The organism is Pseudomonas sp. 3296, assembly GCF_031456615.1.
GTDB lineage: Bacteria > Pseudomonadota > Gammaproteobacteria > Pseudomonadales > Pseudomonadaceae > Aquipseudomonas > Aquipseudomonas mucoides.
Genome location: NZ_JAVDUY010000007.1, coordinates 503,497 through 527,197, shown reverse-complemented (window position 1 = coordinate 527,197; position 23,701 = coordinate 503,497). Strand labels below are relative to the sequence as shown.

Annotated in this window: 19 protein-coding genes; 7 read left to right on the top strand and 12 right to left on the bottom strand. The window is 56.7% G+C overall.

Going from position 1 to position 23,701, the window contains the following annotated elements; translation table 11 throughout:
• Positions 1-157: 157 nt before the first annotated feature.
• The 4 genes from J2X66_RS21740 to J2X66_RS21725 all read right to left on the bottom strand — a co-directional run bounded on the left by J2X66_RS21740 (position 158) and on the right by J2X66_RS21725 (position 5,564).
• The gene (locus J2X66_RS21740; protein ID WP_310268316.1) at positions 158-1,456 is read right to left on the bottom strand and encodes a site-specific integrase; all 1,299 of its coding nucleotides are present in this window, start codon (positions 1,454-1,456) and stop codon (positions 158-160) included.
• 118 nt (positions 1,457-1,574) lie between these two features.
• Positions 1,575-1,994 carry a hypothetical protein gene (locus J2X66_RS21735; protein ID WP_310268313.1) on the bottom strand — a complete coding sequence of 140 codons (420 nt, stop codon included), beginning with the start codon at positions 1,992-1,994 and terminating at the stop codon, positions 1,575-1,577.
• A gap of 619 nt (positions 1,995-2,613) precedes the next feature.
• Positions 2,614-3,123: a cupin domain-containing protein gene (locus tag J2X66_RS21730; RefSeq protein WP_310268309.1), complete on the bottom strand. Its 510-nt coding sequence runs from the start codon at positions 3,121-3,123 to the stop codon at positions 2,614-2,616.
• Positions 3,124-3,281: 158 nt separating this feature from the next.
• Positions 3,282-5,564, bottom strand: coding sequence for a heavy metal translocating P-type ATPase (locus J2X66_RS21725; protein WP_310268307.1), 2,283 nt, complete (start codon positions 5,562-5,564; stop codon positions 3,282-3,284).
• 279 nt (positions 5,565-5,843) lie between these two features.
• Here J2X66_RS21725 and arcD point away from each other — a divergent pair, with 279 nt between their 5' ends.
• From arcD to J2X66_RS21710, 3 genes are all read left to right on the top strand, one after another.
• A complete protein-coding gene (gene arcD, locus J2X66_RS21720) occupies positions 5,844-7,334 on the top strand; it encodes an arginine-ornithine antiporter (RefSeq protein WP_310268306.1) in 1,491 nt (496 codons plus the stop codon).
• An 88-nt stretch (positions 7,335-7,422) separates the two neighbouring features.
• A complete protein-coding gene (locus J2X66_RS21715) occupies positions 7,423-7,965 on the top strand; it encodes an Hsp20/alpha crystallin family protein (RefSeq protein WP_310268304.1) in 543 nt (180 codons plus the stop codon).
• Positions 7,966-8,303: 338 nt separating this feature from the next.
• Complete coding sequence (locus J2X66_RS21710; protein WP_310268302.1) at positions 8,304-8,834, top strand: GNAT family N-acetyltransferase; 531 nt, start codon at positions 8,304-8,306, stop codon at positions 8,832-8,834.
• 30 nt (positions 8,835-8,864) lie between these two features.
• Here the strand turns inward: J2X66_RS21710 and J2X66_RS21705 are convergent, their stop codons facing one another.
• Positions 8,865-9,521: a c-type cytochrome gene (locus tag J2X66_RS21705; protein WP_310268300.1), complete on the bottom strand. Its 657-nt coding sequence runs from the start codon at positions 9,519-9,521 to the stop codon at positions 8,865-8,867.
• 410 nt (positions 9,522-9,931) lie between these two features.
• Here J2X66_RS21705 and J2X66_RS21700 point away from each other — a divergent pair, with 410 nt between their 5' ends.
• Entirely contained in the window at positions 9,932-11,299 is a 1,368-nt protein-coding gene (locus J2X66_RS21700; protein WP_310268296.1) for an erythromycin esterase family protein, read from the top strand.
• A gap of 16 nt (positions 11,300-11,315) precedes the next feature.
• On the opposite strand, the gene J2X66_RS21695 is transcribed toward J2X66_RS21700, so the two are convergent.
• The 3 genes from J2X66_RS21695 to J2X66_RS21685 are packed head-to-tail and all read right to left on the bottom strand — an operon-like array spanning position 11,316 to position 13,615.
• Positions 11,316-11,972, bottom strand: coding sequence for an alpha/beta family hydrolase (locus J2X66_RS21695; protein WP_310268293.1), 657 nt, complete (start codon positions 11,970-11,972; stop codon positions 11,316-11,318).
• A complete protein-coding gene (locus J2X66_RS21690; protein ID WP_310268290.1) occupies positions 11,965-12,672 on the bottom strand; it encodes a phosphoribosyltransferase in 708 nt (235 codons plus the stop codon). Before J2X66_RS21690 ends, J2X66_RS21695 begins: the two co-directional genes overlap by 8 nt.
• Before the next feature lie 58 nt (positions 12,673-12,730).
• Positions 12,731-13,615: a universal stress protein gene (locus tag J2X66_RS21685; RefSeq protein WP_310268287.1), complete on the bottom strand. Its 885-nt coding sequence runs from the start codon at positions 13,613-13,615 to the stop codon at positions 12,731-12,733.
• Between the two features lie 257 nt (positions 13,616-13,872).
• Between J2X66_RS21685 and J2X66_RS21680 the strand changes: the two genes are divergently transcribed.
• The 3 genes from J2X66_RS21680 to J2X66_RS21670 are packed head-to-tail and all read left to right on the top strand — an operon-like array spanning position 13,873 to position 16,025.
• A complete protein-coding gene (locus J2X66_RS21680) occupies positions 13,873-14,439 on the top strand; it encodes a phosphoribosyltransferase family protein (RefSeq protein WP_027923134.1) in 567 nt (188 codons plus the stop codon).
• 38 nt (positions 14,440-14,477) lie between these two features.
• Positions 14,478-15,443 (top strand): ribose-phosphate diphosphokinase, encoded by a 966-nt coding sequence (locus J2X66_RS21675; RefSeq protein ID WP_310268284.1) that lies wholly within the window; start codon positions 14,478-14,480, stop codon positions 15,441-15,443.
• Positions 15,444-15,491: 48 nt separating this feature from the next.
• Entirely contained in the window at positions 15,492-16,025 is a 534-nt protein-coding gene (locus tag J2X66_RS21670; RefSeq protein ID WP_081743932.1) for a flavin reductase family protein, read from the top strand.
• Positions 16,026-16,120: 95 nt separating this feature from the next.
• On the opposite strand, the gene glgP is transcribed toward J2X66_RS21670, so the two are convergent.
• The 4 genes from glgP to J2X66_RS21650 all read right to left on the bottom strand — a co-directional run bounded on the left by glgP (position 16,121) and on the right by J2X66_RS21650 (position 23,680).
• Positions 16,121-18,622 (bottom strand): alpha-glucan family phosphorylase, encoded by a 2,502-nt coding sequence (gene glgP, locus J2X66_RS21665; protein ID WP_310268279.1) that lies wholly within the window; start codon positions 18,620-18,622, stop codon positions 16,121-16,123.
• A gap of 65 nt (positions 18,623-18,687) precedes the next feature.
• On the bottom strand, positions 18,688-21,114 hold the full coding sequence (gene ppsA, locus J2X66_RS21660; protein WP_310268277.1) for a phosphoenolpyruvate synthase: 2,427 nt from the start codon (positions 21,112-21,114) through the stop codon (positions 18,688-18,690).
• Between the two features lie 221 nt (positions 21,115-21,335).
• Positions 21,336-23,153, bottom strand: a complete 1,818-nt coding sequence (gene polX, locus J2X66_RS21655; RefSeq protein ID WP_310268274.1) for a DNA polymerase/3'-5' exonuclease PolX — start codon at positions 23,151-23,153, stop codon at positions 21,336-21,338.
• 98 nt (positions 23,154-23,251) lie between these two features.
• The gene (locus J2X66_RS21650) at positions 23,252-23,680 is read right to left on the bottom strand and encodes a hypothetical protein (protein WP_310268272.1); all 429 of its coding nucleotides are present in this window, start codon (positions 23,678-23,680) and stop codon (positions 23,252-23,254) included.
• Positions 23,681-23,701: the final 21 nt, after the last annotated feature.

The window sequence follows — 23,701 nt, the reverse complement described above, 5'->3', positions numbered from 1 at the left end:
GCGACATTACTACTTGGCCCTAACACGCCCGTTAGATAGAACGGCGTTTATGTTCAACAGGGGGGTGACGGAGTCGCAAGTAAACCGCACACCCGAACTGCGATTAGTCCTGAACGCAGTGAGCAGCACAGCCTGGCTTGCTGGTTTTAGCTAAATCCTAACCTCTGTCCTTGATCCCGAGCCCCTTAACTGACTTGGCACGATTCTGATCCAGCGAGTTGTAATAGGTGTTCTGAGTGGTCGACATACTTTCATGGCGTAGGTCCGCTTGGAGATCTTTGATATCGCGAAAGGGTGCGTCAAATGTAGCCGCCGTGTGACGCAACCAATGCAGGGATGCCGACCGAAGTTTATCCATCTCCAAGTCAGTTTGACCCTCATCCTTCATGCGCTGAACTGATTTATCGAACACCATTTGAATGAGGGCACGAATGTAACGATCTGACAGGCCAGCTCGACCTCTGACAGTTGTGACTAGTGGAGTACTCTCTTTGTGAGACGGCAGCGGAGGAAGGGAGAGGGTGGTCCGGTATCGCTTTAAGTAGGCTTCAATGTATTCGTCTCGTACGCTAACTTTCGCGGACTTGTTGCCTTTACCGACAACGTTGAACCACCAGTTTTCACCGTCGTACTCGAACGACCCCATGGTAGGTTTCCAATTGTCCCGACCGACGAGATCAGAAATTCGGAGATAGAGAGAGAAGAGGGTGGCCACAATAAATAGCGTCCGCTCGTGCTTAGGATCCTCTGCGGCCATGACTTCTGCGGTTTCGATCACATAATTCCACTGGAGCGGAGTCAGCGCCTTTCCGGAACTCATCACCGTGTTGCGCTGTTTATAGTTGGATTTTTGTTTGACTGACCGAATTGGATTGGCTTCTGAGATAAGACCTTCGTCAATGGTGTACTGGAAAAAACTGCCACACACGGCAAACACCTGGCCCATCGAGCCAGCGGACATTTTATACGCTGTGTCATCTATGTCTTTACTGTTCTCCGCAGCAACCTTGCGGATCTGTTTATCGATCTTGACGTTAAAAGGCCGCCATTTTTCATTGATGATGTAGGTGTCGGTTTCAGCCGCCTTGCGACCTCCAACCCGGGTAAATCTCGATTTGACGACCGGACCGATCCACTCAGGACGAGGCTGTAAGCAAAACTCCAGGAAATTCTCACAATCGTGGCGTCTGAGCTCGAGAAGCGGCTTTTTGGCTATCAGGAGAGACCACAGCAGAAGACGCTCAACATGGGTACGGTATGAATTGAACGTGGCTTCGTTGTTTGAATAGGACTTCAGGAATCCGCGAACCGCCAGGTAACCATCTTGAGCCTTTAGCTCTGACGGAAACGAGAAAAGGTACTGAGTGATAACAGGTAGCTCGTCAGACACACGGCTGAAATTCAGGTCTCTGAAACGATGGTAGGTGTCAAACAAAGGAATCGGAGACGCAGGCATGGGGTTACCAGATTAGCGATAGAGATGACTTGATGCGATGTTAAGCAGCGCCCTAGCAATCCGCAACAACCGGGTCTGTGCGTTATCGGTTATTACACATGTGTAGAACCCTTCTTGGCTATCCGTGGGTGATACCTGCCACCTCATCTTGGGCCGCAAGCAACACTTCATCTCCATCGGAAACAAGCACATCTTGGGGTCGACTGCCTCCGAGGTAACTGCTGGGAGAAGCAAACCAAAATGCGATTCCCCATCCTCCTTTTTTCGTTCTCAAAACATCGAGTATCACCTTCAGCCCAGGCACCGGCCCGTGACCAGCGTCGGCCAGGAAGGCATACATCGGAAACAGTGAGCAGCCGCCATGCTGAATTGAAAAAATCTTTCCCTCCGTTTCCCAACCATCCAGCTTCACAGGGGGCAAAACAAGCCGCTGAGCCGTTTGGTCCAGAGAGAGAAAGTCACCACTATCAAGGATGGCTTTCTTCGCGACCTCGAGCATTTGCTGCTCCCGAAAGGCGGTGTTCCGATGCGCTGCCATAGTAGGCTCCTGTGTAAAAGCAGAGCCATAATCCAGCATTGGGCGTCGGACCGTAAATACCAGCTCTCAATGCATCCTCATTTAAAGCTGTTTATTGAGGGGCGTGCAGTAATTAACCGGAAAAAACGCCCAAACCATCGTCATTTTTTTAACGAATATTTCACCCTATGAAATTGGCTGCAAAGCCCTCCACGTAAGGGCTAGAGAGAAATTGCTGTTCATATATGAGCATCTAGATAACCGGAAAAACCCATTAATCAACCGGAAAAATCGACCGGAACTGATAGGAGTTACGTTAACAACGTTGTGAATCTCACCATTTTCAGCCGTGGTTTCCGGCTAATTAACGACAACCTAGGCCGTGCTTCATGCGAGCAAATATATTTCTTAACAATTTCAACAACATAGGTAATTGTGGGCCTTTCCGATTAATTAGCGACACTGACATTTGGAAACGGGCTTTTGTGAAAAAGCGACCGGAGATTTGTGGAAATGAACACCTCATGAACATTTCGAACATGGCATCTTGTTTAACATAATATACATTACACGTAACAACGTATTTCAGAATCAGCCCGGTTGTACGCAGATTTCACAGCCCTCAATTCACCTCAAGCTCTCATTCTCGTGTAAGCCTTTCTATCAACATCGAATACTCAGGAAACCTTTCACTGAGCCTTTCTCGATCACCCAATTCCATATCCGCGTAATCAAACCCAGGCGACACCGCTTCACTGATCAAACCGAATCCTGCCGATCCCTCTACAAGCCGCGACGCTTTCCAAACGCCGCCAGGTACATTCAGCTGCAAACATTCTCCTGCGATGACATCGCTGCCCATCAAGACAGTCTTCAATGTGCCGTCCGGAAAAATCAGCGAATACTCGATGGCGTCACCCAAATGGTAGTAATGAACAATATCGGACTGGTTGAGATGAAAATGCCCAACGGGAGAATCTTTCGTTAGAAGATAGAAAATCGACGTCATTCGGTAACGCTGGCCACCGGTTGTTGTGACCATGTTTTGATCGTCCGACTGATACGTTCTGCGGTAGTAGCCGCCTTCCAAATGGGGTTCCAGATTGAGCGCTGCGACCAGATCTTCTATACCGGATGTCTTTAAAGCCATTATGGAAACCCCCTATTTAGCGTTATCGACGCATATGTCTACATGATTGCAGTATTTGGCGACATAACTCGACTAAATACCCATTTAGTCGAGTTAGCAACCGCTCGGAACTGGAAGAACCTCTCAAGACCCCAACGCAGCCCGAAGGACTCAAACTTCTAGCGCCCGTCCAGATAACGGAACAGTTCCTCTTCCTGATCAAAGTGCAGCCGCACGAGGGTATCCAGACGGATCAGCTGATGCTGAATCTCATCAGCAGAAGCCGTTGCAGGGTCGGCACAGAAGTCGCCGCTCATGCGCGCCAGTAAATGGATGAGGCGAAAGATCTCCCGATGCACGTGACTCATGGCCGACATCGGGTCCTCCCCCGGCATGCTTTGCGTCAGCAGCGGGTACAGTGTGTTTTCATCTTCGTGTTCATGCTGCGCCAGTGATGTTTGCAGTTTGTCGACCAGTTCCAGCAAGTCTGTCTGTGCCTGCGCAAGTGGGCGCTGGGCAAAGTCGCTGGCCAGTTGGTGCAGATCGCTCAGCACGGTGGAGAGTTGCTGGTGTTCGTCTTGCAGGTGATCGATGTGCTCTGCGGTAAGGTCTCGTCTCCTCAACGCCCATAACGGCCCCAATGCCCGCAAAGCGTTAATGATGATCGCGACGTCGATGCCCTCCTGCACCACGGCGCCAATCAGCGGCGGCAAGTAGCCAAAGGCGGCTGCCGCCATGGCCAGCAATGACATTCCCATCCCGACCAGCACACCTTGGCGTGCGATATAGCGGGTTCGCCGGGCAATGTCCAACGCCTCGACCAACCGATCCAGACGATCCACCAACAGCACAACACCAGCGGCTTGTGCAGAAGCCGTGGCACCGCCCGCCCCCATGGCTACGCCGACGTTGGCCGCCGCCAGCGCCGGGGCATCGTTGATGCCGTCGCCGACCATCAGTGTGCTAGTGCGCAGGCAGCCTTGCTGTACGGCCCGCACTTTATCCTCGGGGGTCAACCCGGCACGCAGTTCGTCAATCCCGGCAGACAGTGCAATCATCTCCGCGGTTTCCAGGCGATCCCCGGTGAGCATGACGATCTTTTCGATGCCCCTGTTGCGCAGTCGACGCAGAGTCTGCGGGGTTTCGCGCCGCACCTTGTCCGAAAAAACCAGCAGGCCCGCGAGTTTGCCATCCACATCGATGAAGCTGCCACTGCACGCCAGGTAATCCATGTGGCGCAGCATGGCGGCGACCCAGTCGGTTTCAGGGGGGGCTTTGTGAACAAAAGACAATGTGCCGAAACGCACCTGCACGCCATCGACGCGCCCACACAGTCCAGAGCCTGGGCTTTCTTCTACTGTCTGCGGGACGCTGAGCGGCAACTGGCGTTGATGGGCCGCTTCAACAATTGCCTGGGAAACTGGATGCGTCGAGGCCTGCGCCAGCGAAGCGGCCAAGGCAAGCAGGCGCTGCGGATCGCCCAGTCCGTTGACCTCTATCGACTGCAGGCGCGCATGGCCGCTGGTCAGCGTGCCGGTCTTGTCGAGAAACACTTGTTTGACCCCGGCCAGCGCTTCCACGGTCGCGCCGTCCTTGATCAAGATCCCGCGCCGCGCTGCCCTCGAAATGCCCGACATGAAGGCAATCGGTACGGCCAGAATCAAAGGGCAAGGTGTGGCCACCACCAGAACGGCCAGCGCGCGCAAAGGATCGCCGCTCAATTGCCAGGCCAATCCGGCAATCAGCAATGTCAGTGGGATGAAGAACAAGGCATAGCGGTCGGCCAGACGCACGAAAGGTGCGCGCGAACGACGTGCCTCCTCGGCCAGTCGCACGATGCCGGCGTAGGTACTCTGCGCGGCCGTTCGCGTGGCGATTAGCAGGATGGGCGCACCGACGTTGGAAACGCCGCTGGGCAGTTGCTCATCTTCTCGATGGGTGACAGGCAGCGACTCACCGCTGAGCGCCGATTCGTCCAGAATGGCCGCAGGACTTAGCAGCCGACCGTCGACCGGGATCACCTCTCCCATGCGCACCAACAATGTTTGATGCAGTTGGACCTGCTCAACCGGAATCTCGCGCAAGCCGCCCTCCTCCTGCAGCCAGGCAAAGCGTGGCGCCCGGTCGATGAGCGCACGAAGCTCACGGTCAGCGCGTTGCTTGGTGAAAAACTCCAGGGTCCGTCCGGTCGCCAGCATCAAGGCAATCACCGCCGCCACCAGTGTCTGGTCAAAGACCAGGGCGGCAGTGATCGACAGCAGCGCGATCAGGTCGACACCGGCCTCGCGCCGGGCCAGGCGCCTGACAATTTCAACGAGCAGTACCGCAGACATCACCAGACTTCCCGCAGCCCAGCACCTCGATGCCCAATCAGGTTCTTGCGCAACATACGCAATGCCGCCGGCCAGCAGCGTCAGTGCGGTGAGCAGCAACAGAACGGGGTCCAGCCACTTACTGAGCATTGAAGTGAGTTCCTTGAAAGCGATGTGCATGCCTCGCTGTAAAAACATCTGTCGTTCATCGAGGTAGAGCTTAGGACTCGAATGTCTTTCGTGTCTGCGGGGCGCCGCAATTTCGGCGTTCGTTACAACACAAGTCATGGTTGGGCCCGGGAAATCGGGTGTTTGCCTTCTTTCTGATCTAAATCAATCAGGCGTTGGACGGACGCGTAGAAATTAGAGTCAGCATTCGCACACATCGCATTCGATGAGTGCAGAAACTCTCGTTTCGTGGAGGCTCCCATGGCTACGCACCTGCAAGGCACCCAACCGGTCATCCCGCCGACTGCCCACCCACTTGCAGGCAGTTTGCGAAAGGTGGAGCCCAAACGCTTGTCCTTGAGTTTGCTGATTGCGCTGGTGGTCGGTTCGATGATCGGCAGCGGCATTTTCAGCCTGCCGCAAAACATGGCGGCCAGTGCCGGCGCCGGAGCCATTCTGATTGGCTGGCTGATCACCGGTGTCGGCATGTTGTCGCTGGCGCTGGTTTATCAAACCTTGTCCAACCGTCAACCGGCTCTGGATAACGGTGTGTTTGCCTATGCGCGTGCCTTGGGTGGCGAATTCCTCGGGTTCAACTCAGCCTGGGGTTACTGGATCAGCGCCTGGATCGGCAACGTCAGCTACCTGGTGATTTTGTTCGCAGCCCTGAGTTATTTCTTCCCGCTGTTCGGTGATGGCAATAACAAAGCGGCGATTGCCGGCGCGTCCGTGGTGTTGTGGTCATTGCACTGGATGATCCTCAGAGGGATGCGCACTGCGGCCCGGGCCAACGCGTTGACCACGGTAGCCAAGATCGTACCGTTGCTGCTGTTTATCGGCCTGGTGATCGCGGCCTTCCAGCGTGAAACCTTCACGGTCGATTTCTGGGGCTCGCCCGCGCTGGGCAGCACCCTGGATCAGGTCAAAAGCACTATGTTGGTCACCGTTTGGGTGTTCATCGGGATCGAAGGCGCTAACGTGTTCTCCGCCCGCGCCGCAGAACGCGCCAACGTCGGTCGCGCCACCGTCATCGGTTTTGTCATCACCCTGTTGCTGCTGATTGCGGTGTCGCTGCTGTCACTGGGCATTCTGAAACAACCGGAGTTAGCCGCCCTGAAAAACCCTTCGATGGCCGGCGTACTTCAGGCTGCCGCCGGGCCATGGGGCGCAGTGCTGATCAGCATCGGCTTGATCATTTCGGTGGGGGGCGCCCTGCTCGCCTGGACGCTGCTCGCGGCGGAGTCGGTGTTCACACCCGCCAAGGAAAAGGTGATGCCAGGTACGCTCGCCGTGGAAAACACCCAAGGTGTACCGGCCAATGCACTGTGGATCACCAACGGCTGCATTCAACTGTTCCTGTTACTGACGCTGTACTCGAGCGCCACTTACCTTGCGCTGATTTCCCTGGCCACCTCGATGATTCTGCTGCCCTACCTGTTCAGCGGTGTGTATGCGCTGAAACTGACCTTGCAGGGCCAGACCTACGCCGGCCACCGCGCCTTGCAACTGCGCGACATGGCCATCGCCTCTGTGGCGACGCTGTATTGCCTGTGGCTGCTGTATGCCGCCGGGCCTAAATACATGCTGCTCAGCGCTTTGCTCTACGCCCCAGGTTCATTGATTTACCTGTCCACCCTCAGGTCTCGCCAGGGACAACCGCTTAGCGGCCCTGAGACCGGGCTGTTGATCATTATCTGGACGGCCGCAGCCTTCGCCGGCTGGATGCTGTGGTCCGGGACACTGGCCTTGTAAGGTCAGTATCACGTGTTTGTTCTGTCGTGGTGGACCGCCAAACGGGTGTTCGCGATCCATCTCTATTACCCAAGAGGAGGAAATCAAAATGAGCAACAGTGAAAAAAAAGTGCCGGTTCATAGCGACGGCAAAGTCAGTCAGCATCCTGTGACAACAGACGTCTGGCGCCCCCTGGAAAAGCTTCGGCAACAAGTTGATCACCTGTTCGAGGACTTCAATCGCGGCTCGGGGCTGTCGCCATTCGGTCGCGGGCTGTTCGATGTCGAGCCGCTCTGGCGACGGGAATTGATCGGCCACAGCCTGCCTGCCGTGGACATCTGCGAGAAAGACAAAAGCTACGAAATCACAGCTGAGCTGCCCGGCATGGATCAGAAAAACATTGAGATCAAACTGTCCAACGGCAGCCTGATCATCAAGGGCGAAAAGAAAGAGGACAAGGAAGAGAAAGGAAAGGGTTATCACCTCAGCGAGCGTCACTACGGCTCCTTCGAGCGGGTGTTCAACTTGCCCAAAGGTGTCGATGCCGAGAAGATCGACGCGAGTTTCAGCAAGGGAGTGTTGAGCATCTCGCTGCCGAAAAAGCCCGAGGCCATGAAAGCGGATAAAGTCGTGCCAATCAAAGGCGAGTGAATCCCAGGCTGCCCTGCCCCTGTCGGGAAACCGGTGGGGGCTTTTTATGTTTATTGCAAAAGACTGAAACAAGGCGTGTGTCAACGCTGTGATCACATGTTTTCTTCGACGCAAGAATCTGATTGTCTGACCGCCAGAATGCTGCCCTGTAACGATGAGGCAACTCATGATGGACCTGGTTGACGAGGTGCAACGCAACGGTTCAAAGACCGCGTTCGTTGCGCCCTCTGCCTGTTTGATTCACATCAAATCCAGGCGCAGTCAGCGGAGTAGAAAGTAGTGAATCGCGAGATTTGCCACTGCGCGCCAACCTTTGAAGACGGCTGGAGGATCGCATCATGATCACTGTCAAAGACCCTGATGATCGGGCCTCTGAAGCCTATTCCAACGTCGCAGGGAAATACTGGATCGAAGCGCTCAAGGATGGTCGTCACGTGCTGATCCGGCAACTGACGGAAAAGGACCGCGAGCGAGAGTACAGCTTCATCAAACATCTGTGCCCTGAGTCCCGGCACATGCGCTTTCTCAAGCAAAGCAACGAACCCGGCAACAAGCAGTGCCTGGCATACATCGCACTGGTCCACGAAAATGGCCAATTGATCGAGATCGGCGTCAGCCGTTATGTCAGCACGGGCGAATATAAGTGTGAATGTACGGTGACAGTCGCCGATCAATGGAAGCATCTGGGGATGGGGACGCTATTGATGACGCATTTGATCACGGCCGCGCGCAAGAACGGTTTTCACCAGATGTATGCGGTCGACGCCTCCAGCAATGCCCCGATGCGCGAGCTGGCCAGATCCCTGGGCTTCGAAACGCGCAACGATCCCTACGATACCCGTCAGGTGATTCACGGCCTGTACCTGTAAAACGACGTGAGCGCTGTCAGCGAAAAGCCATTATTTTTTTGCCCCCAGCGTTGCCATGTAATGGGCGACAGATTCCGCATCCGCTTCCGACAGTGAATGATTTTGCTTCATCAGGGCGTCCCGGGGGCGCAGTCCGGTCTGTTGAAGCACCTTGATCTGGCGACTCATATAAGCGGCATGTTGACCCGCCACGCGGGGAATCGGGCCATCGCCCTGACCGTCAGCACCGTGGCACGAACTGCACTGCGCGACGCCCGCCCCAGGCAAGCCCTGGCGAAAGATCAATTCACCACGGGCATCGGGTGTGTCGGCATCCGCCTTCATGGGGCTCTGACTTGAAAAATAGTCGGCCAGTTCGGCTATCTGGGTCTGCGTCAGATGGGTAAATCCCCACATGTATTGAGTCCCGGTTTTATCACTGCGTGCATGGTCCTTGAAGTCAGCCAGCTGCAGCTCCAGGTACTCTTTTTGCTGCCCGGCCAACTTGGGAAACGTTGGCGAGAAGGACTCTCCAGTCAGTCCATGGCATTGGGCGCAAACCTGGTCGGTCATGGCGATACCGGACATGGGCGAGGTTGTTTGCGATGGCTCTTCGCTCGTACGGGTACATCCCACGAGCGCTGCCAAGCAGAGGGCAAGAGCAAGAGGTGATCGCTTGAAAAAACTCTTCATGCCAAATGCTTCCATGATCTACGCCCCTGTGTTCAGCGGATCAATACGCGTCCTTCACCTACCGTTCAATTCCCTCTGCTGATGACAGCCCTAGGCTGGAGCCTAGCTAGACGCAGACCATTTACAAGGTCAGAGCAGAATGAGCCTTGCGAGCCTGCGTTCGGAATAACGGCCATTGCGTCAGGGTATATTCGGCAACCCGCGCATACTGGATCCCGACACCTTCTCTTAAGGCTTTGCACCTTTCATTGACGAAACTCAATTGTTTATCTGGATCAAGGTGTAGGAATAATCAAACAGGTGATGAAGCGACACAAAAGCTTGCGTTTAAACACACTGTGTCGAGGACCTGCGGATTGATTTCCCGCAGTTGTGCGCAAGCGCAATACCGCTGGCGGTAACCCACCCTTACGGGGACGACGGTCATGAACACACCCTCCCAAGACATGCTGGATAACCTGTATGGTTCACCTCGGCACATTGACCAGGCTGCCATCGCACCGCTTCTGCGCCAATACGCCGAGCCTCTGCCGGCGCTGGACTCATCCGCCTTTGGTGAAATGTTCGATCGCTATGCGGATGCGCGCGTGGTGATGATTGGTGAGGCGAGTCATGGCACCAGTGATTTTTATCGCACCCGGGCAGCGATCACCCAAAGGTTGATCGAGCAACACGGGTTCAACATTTTAGCCGTTGAAGCCGACTGGCCGGACGCAGGCCATGTCGACCAGTATGTCCGGGGGTTGGCACCCACGGCGTGGAAGCGTCACATCTTCAGCCGATTCCCGACCTGGATGTGGCGCAACACCGACGTGAAAGCATTCGCCCACTGGCTGCATCAATACAACCACACCCTCGCCACTGAACGTCGCGTCGAGTTTCGCGGGCTGGACGTATACAGCTTGCGCAACTCCATCCATGAGGTGCTGAGTTATCTGGACCGGGTCGACCCACAGCTGGCCCACGAAGCCCGGCGGCGCTATGGCTGTCTGACCCCTTGGCAGGATGATCCCGCGTTGTACGGTCACTTCGTCGAACGTGCCGGCTTGATGCCTTGTGAGCAACCGGTGATCGAACAGCTAGACGCCATGCTGGCTGAACAACTGGCCGGACTCATCCAGAACGACGAGGCATTCTTCAATGCGGCGCAAAACGCTCGGGTGGTGCAGGCGGCGGAACAGTATTACCGTGCGATTTATCGAGGGTCGACCGCCTCGTGGAACCTGCGTGACCGGCACATGTTCGACACACTTCGGGCACTGCTTGAGCACCGGGGGCCACAAGCCAAAGCCGTGGTCTGGGCGCACAATTCTCATATCGGCAACGCAGCTGCGACGGAAATGGGCTGGAAGGGGCAGTTCAACATCGGTCAGCTGTGCCGCAGTGCTTATGGGCGCGATGCCGTGCTGATCGGTATGAGCACCGACCGTGGCCAGGTGGCCGCGGCCGATGACTGGGACGGCGATATGCTCATCAAGGACATCCGGCCCTCTCTCCCGGACAGTTGGGAGCATCAGTTCCTCAAGACGGGGGTGCCGGCGTCATTGACCGACTGGCGAGACCCAACGCGCAAAGCGCTGCGCCGGGTGTTGTCCAAACCGTTGCTGGAACGGGCCATCGGGGTGATTTACCGCCCTGAAACCGAGCGTGGCAGTCACTACTTCGAAGCGATGTTGGCTGAACAGTTCGACGCCATGATCTGGATTGAACAGACCCAACCCGTGACCGCACTGGCGTTGCCGAAAAGCCAGAGACTCGAACCGGAGGACGAAACCTATCCGTTTGGCGTGTGAGGCCGATCAAGAGTTTTCAGTCGGGGCCGTGCAGATGTTTCTCGAACCAGTCGCCAGCGAGTCTGGCGACTTCTTCAAGGGCGCCCGGTTCTTCGAAAAGATGAGTCGCGCCCGCCACGATTTCCAGCTGCTGCTCACACCGCAAGGCATGACTGCTTTGATCATTCAGTTCGAGCACCACCGGGTCCTGGGCGCCGACGATCTGCAGGGTGGGTGCCCTCACCTGCGACAATGCAGCCCCCGCCAGGTCGGTGCGCCCTCCCCGACTGACCACCGCATGCACCACCTCCGGGCGCAGGGCCGCCGCCAACAATGCCGCCGCCGCACCGGTGCTTGCGCCGAACAGACCGATTCGTAACGAGTGCAACTTCACGTCCCGACCGACCCAGTCGATGACTTCCACCAGTCGCCTGGCGAGCAAGGCGATATCGAACCGTAGCTCCCGGGTGAGGTTGTCCAGCCGTTGCTCTGGTTCCGTGAGCAAGTCGAACAGCAGCGACGCCAGCCCCCTGCTGGCCAGCGACTCGGCGACATACTGATTACGCGGACTTGTACGACCGCTGCCGCTGCCATGCACGAAGACCACCAGAGCGCTGGGGTTGGCGGGCAGACGCAGCTCGGCCGATAACTCAACGTCCTTCAGATCCAGCTGTCGGTAGTGCGACTCAGTCATCGACCTTCCCCTGAACTTTGGCGCTGGTGGCGACTTCTCTCTGCCAGGCCAGTTGCAACAAATCAATGACTTCTTCGTCCGAGATCTGGGGAAAACTCAAGTACCAATACCCGATCGACACCATCCATTCAGGCATGAGTGGGCAGATCACCTCATCGACTTCAAAGCTCAGCGTGTCCACCGTTTCCAGCGGCGCAACTGGCACGGCAACGACGATACGAGCAGGTGCCTGTATACGCACCGCTCGGATCGCCGCCATCATCGAGGCGCCCGTCGCCAGGCCGTCATCCACCAGAATCACCACTTGTCCCTTGAGCTGCAAGGGTGGCCGGGCGCCCCGGTACAGCAGCTCGCGCCGCTGTAATTCCCGTGTTTCATGCGCGACCACGACGTCGAATTCGGCCGGGGAAATCGGGTGGGCCCGCAGCGCTTCTTCATTTCGGATCTGGATACCGCCACTGGCAATGGCGCCCATGGCGAACTCCGGGTTGGACGGCACGCCCAGTTTGCGCACCAGCATCAGGTCCAGGCGCACGTCCAGGGCCTTGACCACTTCATAGGCGACCGGAACGCCGCCACGGGGTAAGGCGAGGACGATGACATCCGGGCAATGTGCGTATTTGAGCAACGGTTCCACCAGACGCCGACCGGCGTCTGTCCGGTCCTTCAAAGTGGTTTGCAATGAGGGGCTTTGACTCATGAAAAACCTCCCCAGGCGATGACGCCTGTCGTTTCGTTACAACATGGTCTGGCCCGATCTAGACCGCCAGGACACTGCAAGGCACCTGGTACAGAATATGTTCGGTCGTGCTGCCCAGCAGCTTTTCCAGGCCGTGGTACTGGACTCTGCCCATCACGATCACATCCACCTGCTGCTCGCTGGCAAAATCGCTCAACGCCGAGACCGGGTGCCCGAGAACAAAATGCCGACGGTCAGAGGGGACGCCGTACCGACCGGCCAATTTAATGAACGATTGTTCCTCAGTGGTGCGCAACTCTTTGGTGATGTCTTGAAGCGCCAGCCCCCCCATGTCCGCCAGATAGACCCCAGAAAGATCGCAGGCATACAGCAGGTGCAACTCCGCATCACACTGCAACGCCAGGTGGGTGGCTTGCTGAATGATCCGCTCGTTCAGTTCGCTGTTTGCAGGCGCCATATCCGAAACGTCAACCGCCGCCACGACCTTGCGCGGCAAGGCATGGCCACCGCCGCCCACCAGATAGACCGGTATCGGGCAGTGGCGCAATAAATGCCAGTCCAGCGGGGTGAAGAACGCGCGTTTGAGCGCTGATTCGTGTTGCACTTCCTTGATCAACAGGTCGGGCTGCATTTCCATGACGTGATCAAGAATGTCTTGCTTCATGTCGTCGGCCCACGTCACCTCCGCCGTCACTTCGAGCCCGAGGGCGTGGAGTTTGGTGGCCTGGTTCTGCAGCCAGTCGCGATGGTCCTGACGATAGCTTTCCAGGGCCTTTTCCTGTTCGCCTTCGTCAAGCAGTGACAGTATCTTCAACGGCTTTATAAGCGCAGCAATATGCAAGCTCGCGCCGCTGGCCTTGGCCAGGGCGGCCGCATGGTTTATCGCAGGGGAATGGCGCAGGGCCGGGTTGATGATGAGTAACAAGCGTTGATATTGGCTCATGATCTGACTCCAGACAGGGGGACTTGACGCGCCGGATCAGACGCCAGCGTTTGATTCAGAGTCCTCCGTTGATGTCGCCCAGGCGTTGATTTATATCAAATCCCTGCGCAAGACCGATCAATGGACGAACGCCGCTCATGGATTGACATTTCATTTCTCCGTACTTGATCAATATCAATAGGGCCGAGCCGAGCGGGATTACGTTGGCAGTGGTCCCGCACTTTTTTGCGGTTGATCGGTTTCGACAGGAGACGGCAATGTCTGCCCCACTTGCGAGTCAGCGGTTGCGCTTGTACGACAGCGATGAACTCGATGGCGTGCTGCAGGCGATGGCGCGCCAAGCGGCGATATTGTTGCCGCCCGCTCAATCGGCACTGATTGGCATCCAGCGCCGCGGCGAGCCTCTGGCACAGCGCTTACAGCAGCATCTTTCGCGTCAGACCGGCCAGCCAGAACTGCCGCTGTACCCCCTGAAGGTCAAGCGCTATGCCGATGACCTCAAGGTCCTGCATGCACACACGGAATTGACCGAGAACCCGCTTCTGGGCGCGCTGGACCTTGCCAATACCACCCTGCTCGTTGTCGACGATGTTCTTTTTGAGGGCCATTCACTCCTGCGCACCTGTGCCTATCTGGCGCAACTGGGGGCCCGTCGGGTCTACACGGCGGTATTGGTTGATCGGCATGTTTGCCAGCAACCGATCCGTGCCGACATTATCGGCGTGCATCTGCAAGTTGCCGCCCATGACATCGTCGAATGCAACGTCCCGCCCTACGAAATGGAGTTCTGCATTGAAGTGTTACGGCATGGTGCTGTCCGATGACGGCGCAACTGTTCGATAAGCCTCAAAGGAGCCAATGCATGCTCACCGATCGCCCGCTTCTTTTTGCCCTGCTAGGCAGTGAGCACTACGCAACCCGCGTCGCGCAACGGCTGGGCTGCCAACTGGCCCTGCATGAAGAACGCAACTATGAAGACGGCGAGCATAAATGCCGACCGCTGGCGTCGGTTAACGGTCGCGAGGTCGTGGTGTTCCATTCTTTGTATGGGGATGATCGGCAGAGCGCTAACGATAAGTTGTGTCGCCTGTTGTTCTTTTGCGGAGCACTCAAGGATGCCGGCGCTCGCCATGTGCAGGTCGTAACACCCTACCTCTGTTACGGACGCAAAGATCGTCGCAGCCAACCTCAAGACCCAACGATCACCCGCTACCTGGCGACCCTGTTTGAAGCCTGCCACGTTGATCGTCTGGTTGCCTTGGAGGTGCATAACCCGGCAGCGTTCGACAATGCCTTTCGCATTCCTGCGTGGAACGTGCAGTGCCCTGAATTATTCGCCGAGCATTTCGCCAGGTTCGTCGGCGACGCCGACGTGGTGGCGGTGTCCCCGGATTCCGGTGGTGCCAAGCGTGCCGAACAGTTTCGACAGGCCCTCGAACGACAACTGGGACGGTCAGTGGGCAGTGCGCTGATGGAAAAGCACCGTGCTCACGCGACGCTGACGGGCACCCTCTTGGTGGGCGACGTATCGGGTAAGACAGCCATTGTTTTCGACGACCTGATCAGTACCGGTGAAACGTTGAAGCATGCGGGCCTTGCCTGTCAAAAGGGTGGAGCCACCCGATTATTCGCCGCGGCGACCCATGGTTTGTTTACGGCGGGCAGCCAACTGTTCGACCCGCCGCTTTTCGAGCACATTGCGATCTCTGACAGCGTGCCGCCATTTCGCCTGCTGCCCGAGTGTGTGACGCAGCACGTGCACGTACTCGACAGCACCGCCCAGATAGCCACCTTGCTGGCTGAAAATGGAGCATTCGATTCCGTCTGAGCGGAAGCTGTCGATCAGAGCCAATGGGAGTGCCTGACGTTGAAAAAGATGAAAATCAACACAGCATTCACGCTGATGGAGCCAGGCCCGGTGGTCTTCGTCACCACAAATGACGGCCAGAAGAACAACATCATGACCATTTCGTGGACCATGGTGATGGGCTTCACGCCGACTTTCGCCATGACCACCGGCCCCTGGAACTATTCATACGCCGCGCTTCTGAAAACCAAGGAGTGCGTCATTTCAATCCCCACCGTCGATTTGATCGATTGCGTTATTGGTGTGGGGACCTGTTCCGGTGCGGACACTGATAAGTTTGCAACATTCGGATTGACGCCCGTGAAAGGCAAACATGTCAGGTCACCCTTGATTAAGGAGTGCCTGGCCAATATCGAATGCAACGTTATCGATGTCATCGAGAAACACAATATCGTTGTCCTCGAAGGCCTCGCCGCCTACATCGACGATTCACGCAAAGAGACACGAACCATTCATTCAGTGGGTGATGGTTCCTTCGTCGTGGACGGACGCAAACTGGATAGAAGAGAAAGAATGCAGTCGAAGCTTCCAGAGGGTGTCTAGTCGTGCGCAATCACCCATTCAAATAGACTCGTCATCGTCGTGCTGATCTTCCAGGTGAAATACATTGAGATCGGTCGAGTGAAGGCGAGTCAGCGTCAACGTTGCCATGCAATAAGTGCATTTTCCGCTGGCAGAAAGGCGTCTGAGTGCCAGGCGCGTACCCGAGGGGTGTAGCCATCCACGGGCCGCGTGGCAGAGACCGAGATAGAAAAGATATAGCCTTGAATGGCGCCGGGAATGGGCCCGACAGCGTTCATCGGCAGGCATTCTGCCGGGTGTTCATCGTACGGGGCGGCATAGAGTTCCACCCTTACCCACTCCGGTGCGATCTCCCCCAGGTAGACCGGCACGCTGATGTACAGCCGCTCGCCGTCGTGTTTCGCATCGACCGTGCCGAAATGAATGTTGTCCCATCCCAAGGCAACCGCCTTCTGCCAGGCATGAAGCGCACGTGCGAGCTCGGCCTTATCCTTGCTACGGCGTCGGAAAGCCTGGATCGCCGGTTGGTAACAACCGTCCAGGTATTCGAGCAGCATGCGATTGCTACTGAATTGCGGCCCCAATTGCGACATGCTGGCGCGCATGCGTTGCACCCATCCTCGTGGAATTCCCTGCGTGTCGCGCATGTAAAAGGTGGGGACTACTTCTTCTTCGAGCAAGCGGTACAAGCACTCGGCGTCGGCGACATCGTCGCTGGGGGCGTCGTCGCCGATCGCCCAACCGCAGGTGGACTGGTACGCCTCCGCCCACCAGCCGTCCAGTTGGGACAGGTTCAGTCCGCCATTGACCAGAACCTTCATACCACTGGTGCCGCAGGCTTCCCATGGTCGTCGCGGTGTATTGATCCAGACATCGACGCCTTGCACCAACTGTTGGGCCAGTTCAATGTCGTAATCCTCCAGGAACACGACATGCCTTCGTAGATTTGGACGATGAACAAACTCCATCCATGCCTGGATCAGCTGCTTGCCCTGCTCGTCATTGGGATGGGCTTTACCGGCGATGATCAGTTGGACCGGTCGATGTTCATCGGTTAGCAGGCGACTCAGGCGCTCCGGGTCATGCAGCAACAGATTCGGTCGCTTATAGTCGGTGAATCGCCGCGCGAAGCCGAGCGTCAGGCAATTGGGATCGAGCACCTGCGCGGCTTCTTCGACGTGCAGCGGTGACTCGCCACGTTGTCCAAGATGCCATGCCAAACGGTGACGCGTGTAATGCACCAAATCGCGGCGTTGCTCGGCGGCCATCGTCCACAAGGCCCTGTCATCACTGTTGGAGACCGTCCCTGAGAGAGACTCCACCGTGCCGAGCCAACGTTCCTTGCCACAGGTGCTGGTCCACAGGTGATCGGACCACACTGAATCCCAGGATGGCACATGGACGCCGTTGGTAATATGCCCTACAGGTATCTCTTGAAGCGGCCAGCGTGGATAAAGATCACTGAACAATCGACGGCTGACCTCGCCATGCAAACGACTCACGGCATTGCACTGGGCGCACCCACGCAATGCCAGAAAAGCCATGTTGAACGGCTCATCGTCGTTCGCCGGATCACGCCGGCCCAACGCAAGCAGTTCGCGCAATGAAATGCGACAGTCTTCGAGAAACTCGCGCGCATACTTGTAAATAAGCGCGGGTGGAAATGAGTCGAAACCCGCAGCCACTGGCGTATGCGTTGTGAATACATTACCCGCACGCGTTGCCCACCACGCCTCCCAGAACGATGTTCCCATCTTGTGCATAAAGCGACGGGCACGTTCCAGCACAAGCAGTGCGGCATGACCTTCGTTAAGGTGGCACACGTCCACGTCGATCCCCAGTGCGTCGAGTACCGCCCAGCCACCGATGCCGAGCACCACTTCCTGGAGCAAACGCATTTCCGAGCCACCGCCGTACAACTTAGAGGTGATACCGCGATCGGCGGCACCGTTGCGCAGATCGTTACTGTCCAGCAGGTACAGGCGCGTACGTCCGACAATGGCCTGCCAGATACGCAAATACAAAGTGCGGCCGGGAAGTTGCAGCACGATTTTCAGCCAGGCCCCTTCATTTCCGATGGTTGGCTGAATCGGCAGGCTGGTGGCATCGTTGTAAGGATAGGCCTCATGCTGCCTGCCTTGCGCGTCGATGTATTGCCGAAAATAGCCTTCCTGATAGAGCAAACCCACCCCAAGGATTGGAGCGCCCATGTCGCTCGCCGTCTTGAGGTAATCCCCTGCAAGCACACCGAGTCCGCCGGCATAGAGCGGAAAGGCCTCACTCAGACCGTACTCCATACTGAAATAAGCGATACGCGCCGAATCGCCAGCCGGTTGCCGCTGCGCATACCAGCCTGAGTCGTCGAGATAACTCCGATGCTCTGCAATGGCGTGCGCCAGTTTCTGCGAGAAATGGGCATCTCGGCAGAGTTCGTCAAGACGCTGCTGCGAAGCATTCTGCAGAATCATCCACGGATTATGGGTGCGCTCCCAAAGTTCTGGGTCAATCGATTTCCACAGGTCGTCGAGTGCATGATTCCAGGTCCAGCGCAGGTTAAGTGCGAGCTCGGTCAGTGTGCAGAGTTGCTCCGGCAACTCACGTGGCAAGAAGGCATACACGTCGACACCTCAATGTAATCGGCAGTTTTGCGGATCTTGATCAGGCGGACCATGCGGCAACGGCTTTACGGTGTGCGATTAAGTGACAGGCGCTTTTCCACCGCCAGAACATGCCGAGTCGTGGCGAGCACTGCATCCGGATTGAGGCTTATCGAGTCGATGCCAATTTCCACCAGAAATTCAGCCATCTCGGGATAGTCAGACGGCGCCTGTCCGCAGATACCGGAGTGGCGGCCGTTGCGTTTTGCTCCCTCCACCGCCAGACGAATCATCTGTTTCACTCCCGGATCGCGTTCATCGAAATCGAAGGCGACGATTTCCGAATCGCGATCCACGCCGAGCGTCAATTGGGTCAGGTCATTGGAGCCGATGGAGAGCCCGTCGAACAGTTTGGCGAAGGCGTCGATCAGGATGACGTTGTTGGGGATCTCGCACATGACGTAGACCTCCAGTCCGTTCTCTCCGCGCTTGAGGCCATGGCTGGCCATCGCTGCCAACACCTTTTCACCCTCCTCCACTCTGCGGCAAAAAGGGATCATCAATTTGACGTTAGTCAGGCCTATCTCGTCGCGCACCCGCTTCATTGCCGCGCATTCCAGCGCAAAACCTTCGGCATAGGCACTATGGGTATAACGGGACGCCCCACGAAAGCCGATCATCGGGTTGTCTTCTTCCGGCTCGAAATACTGACCGCCCAGCAGGGTCGCGTATTCGTTGCTTTTGAAGTCGCTCATGCGCACGACGCAGGGTTTTGGATACACCGCCGCCGCAATTGTGGCGACGCCTTCGGCCAAGGTCTTGACGAAAAAGTCCGCAGGATCATTGTAAGCAATACTCAGGGCAGCGATTTTTTCGCGTGTCGTGTCATCCACCTTTTCCGGGTGTACGAGCGCCATCGGATGCACCTTGATGTACTCATTGATAATGAATTCCATACGCGCCAGACCAATGCCATCCACCGGTAGCGAGGCAAGACTAAAGGCCTGATCAGGATTGCCCAGGTTCATCATAATCTTTGTTTTTGGATGTCCCAGCTGGCTGAGATCGGTGTGCTGAATGTCAAAATCCAGAATGCCTTCATAGACGTTTCCGGTTTCGCCTTCGGCGCAGCTAATGGTGATCGGTGTGCCGGTTTCTATTTTCTCTGCCGCGTTTGCGGTTCCCACGATGGCGGGAATGCCCAGTTCACGCGACACGATGGCGGCGTGACAAGTACGGCCGCCCCGGCTCGTCACAATAGCCGCTGCGGTCTTCATGACAGGTTCCCAGTCGGGTGCCGTGGTATCTGAGACCAGCACCTCGCCCGGTTGGAAATCACTGAGATGCTTGGCATCGTTGATGACACGCGCCTTGCCGGCGCCAATTCGGGTACCGACCGCCCTGCCCTTGAGCAGCACTGTTGATCTTTGCTTGAGATGGTAAATCTCAAGCACGCTGCCTTTCTTTTGCGATTCCACCGTTTCCGGTCGCGCCTGCACCATATATAAGCGGCCATCGATCCCGTCTTTGGCCCATTCCATATCCATGGGCTTGTAAAAACCGGCTTTGCTCGAGTAGTGGTTTTCAACCTTGATGGCATAGTCGGCCAGCACCATCACATCCGCATCAGAGAGGCTAAAGCGGGTTCGTTCTTCTTGGGGCGTGTCAATATTCTCGGTGTATTCCACCGCGATATTGCCGGTATTGAGCGTGTCGGTAAAAATCATCTTCTTTGCTTTGCTGCCCAGGCTGCGCTTCAAGACCGCCCGATAACCCTGGAGAAAGCTGGGTTTGTGCACATAGAAGCTGTCGGGGTCGATTGTGCCCTGCACCACATTCTCGCCAAGCCCCAGCGCGGCATTGATGAAGACGACATCCCTGAAGCCTGTTTCCGTGTCCAGCGAAAACATCACGCCACTGGCCCCGATATCGCTACGCACCATTTTCATGACCACGACGGCGAGATAGACCTTGTAGTAATCAAAGCCATTGTCGTATTTGTAGTGAATGGAGCGGTCGGTAAAGTTGGATGCCAGGCAACGTTTGTAGGCATCAAGCAGATCATCGTCACCGGCAATGTTGAGATAGCTGTCGTTCTGCCCGGCAAATGAGGCCTGCGGCGAATCTTCAGCGGTCGCCGAGGAACGCACTGCCAATGAAATGTTTTCGCCGTATTCTTTTTTGAGTTGGGCATAACTGTGCAAAATCGCCGTCTTTAGGTCTTCCGGCAATGAACAGCCATATACAATCGCCCTCGCCTTTTTCCCCCGCGCCTGCAAATCCTTGATGTTGGCGGGGTCGAGTCCGTCAAGTGCCACATGCAGAGGCTGCCAGGCCTTATTGTGATCAAGCACATAACGATACGCCTCAACGGTGATGGCAAAGCCGTTGGGGATGCATACCCCCTCAGTCGTGAGGTTCTGGTACATCTCTCCCAGCGAGGCGTTCTTGCCACCCACCAGCGATACATCGTTGATACCCAGCTCTTTGAACCAGCGGATATGTGAAGGCATCACGATGTTTCTCCATTGGATGGGGGAGACTTTGTCGGCCGTTTCTACTTCATACAAAGCTTTATGGCTTGATGCCGTCTGCGTGTGTTGATCTAGATCAATGAGCGTCTTTTGAGCAGTAATAGCGGGGAGTTTCAGCCCCCTTTTTGATTTATGCAGAAGGTGTACCTGGACACCAACTGGCCCCGGACCCCGGACAACAAGACTGTCAACGGCTGATATCAGTTTTGTGCGCTTTGCGGTCGACCACCGCCATCCCGTAAAAACGACTTGAGTGAGGTCAGCGAACGGGTATTGAGCACATCGTGTTTTTCCAGCCAGGCTCGGCGCGCCTGAGCGACCCCGTAGCGCAAATAAGAAAAATCCGCGGTGCGATGGGCGTCCGAATTGATGCTGATGAGCACCCCTTGATCCTTGGCGTATTGGCACTGCAGGTCAAACAGATCCATGCGCTGGGGTTGCGAGTTGAGTTCCAGGCCGCAACCACGCTCAGCGGCTGCCTTGATGATTGCAGGCAGGTCCATGTTCAGAGGCCCGCGTTCATTGATCAACCGACACAGGGGGTGTGCCAGTATGCTGAAGTAGCGATGATCCATGGCCCTGAGCAGGCGTTGGGTTTGTTGATGCAGCGTCAAGCCGAAATGACTGTGGACGGCGCCCACCACCAGATCCAGGCGCCCCAGAATGTCGTCCGGCAGATCCAGGCGCCCGTCTTCGAGAATGTCGACCTCAACACCCTTGAGCAAGGTTATGCCCTGCAAACGGGCATTGAGCGAATCGATCTGGTCGATTTGCTTCAACAATCGATCAGTGTCCAGACCATGGGCCACCCTGAGGGACCGGGAGTGGTCGGTAATTGCCAGGTATTCCAGCCCGGCTTGCTGCGCCGCCAACGCCATCTCTTCCAGGCTATTGCCGCCATCCGAGTCACGGGTATGAGCATGCAGGTCACCTTTGAGGTCGCTCAACTCAATCAGCCTCGGTAAACGACCTGTCAGTGCCGCCTCGACTTCACCGCGATTTTCGCGCAGTTCCGGGGTGATCCATACCAACCCCAAGGCCTGATAAACCGCCACCTCGGTGGTATGGGCCACGCATTCTGCGGCCTTGAACACCCCATATTCATTGAGTTTGAGCCCCAACTTCCGGGCCCTCTGGCGAATCGCGATGTTATGCGCCTTGCTGCCAGTGAAATACACCAGAGCGGCGCCAAATTGCGCCGGTTTTACAATACGCACATCCACTTGCAGGCCTGAACCCAGCACGACGCTGGCACGCGTGCGCCCTTTAACCAACACGGTGGAAATCTCCGGGTGCTTGAGCAAGTGTGCCGTGACGTTCACAGACGGCGCTGCGGCCACGAGGATGTCGATATCACCGACGGTGTCGCGCATGCGACGCAGACTTCCGGCCACCGTTGCTTCCTCGATGCCCGCAAGCTGCTGCAAGTATTCGATCAGCCGGCGCGCCACGGGCTCCACAAACGCCAGCGGCAAACGGTGTTCTTTTCCGATCCCCTGCTGCGCGGCACTTAACAGCCGCGTTTCCATCTTTTCGCCGAAGCCGGGCAGATGGCGGATTCGCCCCTGTCGAGCCGCCTCGCATAACTGCTGCGCGGTTTCGATCCCCAGATCGTGATACAGGTGCCTGACACGTTTGGGGCCCAATCCGGCGATGGACAGCAGTTCAACCAATCCGGGCGGTAATGTCGAACGCAACCGCTGGCGCAAAGCACAATTTCCGGTGGTAACGATTTCGTTGATCTTGCCTGCCAGATCAACTCCGATACCGGTCAGTTTGGGCAGTGGTTCGCCACGCGCGATGGTCTCTGCGAGCTCGAAGGTCAACGCCCTTAACGTGCGCGCCGCATTACGGTAGGCCCGGATCCGAAAGGGGTTGGCGTCATCGATTTCCAGCAGATCAGCAATTTCGTCAAAAACCGCGGCAATCTGATCATTGCCAATCACCTGCCAGTCCTTGAGCGAGGCCGATAGCAAGGCGGGTAACGGTTCCTGAGACGGTACGGCGGTGAGCTTCATTGCAAGAGCCCGTCCAGTGGGATGAAAAACGCGCGTCTGAGCGTTGATATTGACTCACGATCTGACTCCAGACCGGCGGGCGAGCCCCGCTCACCCCTTCAGCGTATGCGGCCGGGGGGTGTCGCGGGAACCATGCGCCATGCTTCAGGACACTGGCGCACATAGGGGTAATAGCCTTTGGCAGAGTCGCAGTAATACCAATTGGGTGGTGACTGCGCGGCGGGCGGTACAGCCCCTGGGGTTGCGCCGGGAGGAAGGATTGCTGGCGGCGATTCGATGATCACTGCTGGTGGATTGGCCGGGTAGTAGTAAATCGGAGCGGGATAGTAATAAACCGGATAGGCAGGGTAGTAATAAGGACCGGGAATACGCGCAGCTTCCCAACCGAGGCCCAGTCCCAGGCCTATGCCCCACCAAAATGCCCCTGCACCGCCGTGATGCGAGTCGGCATTGGCTGGTAAGGCCAGGCCTGTGGCAATCAGGATGATCCCTGTCAACGCGCACCGTCTTACCGTGTCGAGGTTCATGATGTACACCCAATCGAACAG

Excerpts from the sequence above, each read along its gene's own strand:
- J2X66_RS21740 (WP_310268316.1), bottom strand. The coding sequence starts at position 1,456 with ATGCCTGCGTCTCCGATTCCTTTGTTTGACACCTACCATCGTTTCAGA.
- J2X66_RS21735 (WP_310268313.1), bottom strand. The coding sequence starts at position 1,994 with ATGGCAGCGCATCGGAACACCGCCTTTCGGGAGCAGCAAATGCTCGAG.
- J2X66_RS21730 (WP_310268309.1), bottom strand. The coding sequence starts at position 3,123 with ATGGCTTTAAAGACATCCGGTATAGAAGATCTGGTCGCAGCGCTCAAT.
- J2X66_RS21725 (WP_310268307.1), bottom strand. The coding sequence starts at position 5,564 with ATGCTCAGTAAGTGGCTGGACCCCGTTCTGTTGCTGCTCACCGCACTG.
- arcD (WP_310268306.1), top strand. The coding sequence starts at position 5,844 with ATGGCTACGCACCTGCAAGGCACCCAACCGGTCATCCCGCCGACTGCC.
- J2X66_RS21715 (WP_310268304.1), top strand. The coding sequence starts at position 7,423 with ATGAGCAACAGTGAAAAAAAAGTGCCGGTTCATAGCGACGGCAAAGTC.
- J2X66_RS21710 (WP_310268302.1), top strand. The coding sequence starts at position 8,304 with ATGATCACTGTCAAAGACCCTGATGATCGGGCCTCTGAAGCCTATTCC.
- J2X66_RS21705 (WP_310268300.1), bottom strand. The coding sequence starts at position 9,521 with ATGGAAGCATTTGGCATGAAGAGTTTTTTCAAGCGATCACCTCTTGCT.
- J2X66_RS21700 (WP_310268296.1), top strand. The coding sequence starts at position 9,932 with ATGAACACACCCTCCCAAGACATGCTGGATAACCTGTATGGTTCACCT.
- J2X66_RS21695 (WP_310268293.1), bottom strand. The coding sequence starts at position 11,972 with ATGACTGAGTCGCACTACCGACAGCTGGATCTGAAGGACGTTGAGTTA.
- J2X66_RS21690 (WP_310268290.1), bottom strand. The coding sequence starts at position 12,672 with ATGAGTCAAAGCCCCTCATTGCAAACCACTTTGAAGGACCGGACAGAC.
- J2X66_RS21685 (WP_310268287.1), bottom strand. The coding sequence starts at position 13,615 with ATGAGCCAATATCAACGCTTGTTACTCATCATCAACCCGGCCCTGCGC.
- J2X66_RS21680 (WP_027923134.1), top strand. The coding sequence starts at position 13,873 with ATGTCTGCCCCACTTGCGAGTCAGCGGTTGCGCTTGTACGACAGCGAT.
- J2X66_RS21675 (WP_310268284.1), top strand. The coding sequence starts at position 14,478 with ATGCTCACCGATCGCCCGCTTCTTTTTGCCCTGCTAGGCAGTGAGCAC.
- J2X66_RS21670 (WP_081743932.1), top strand. The coding sequence starts at position 15,492 with ATGAAAATCAACACAGCATTCACGCTGATGGAGCCAGGCCCGGTGGTC.
- ppsA (WP_310268277.1), bottom strand. The coding sequence starts at position 21,114 with ATGCCTTCACATATCCGCTGGTTCAAAGAGCTGGGTATCAACGATGTA.
- polX (WP_310268274.1), bottom strand. The coding sequence starts at position 23,153 with ATGAAGCTCACCGCCGTACCGTCTCAGGAACCGTTACCCGCCTTGCTA.
- J2X66_RS21650 (WP_310268272.1), bottom strand. The coding sequence starts at position 23,680 with ATGAACCTCGACACGGTAAGACGGTGCGCGTTGACAGGGATCATCCTG.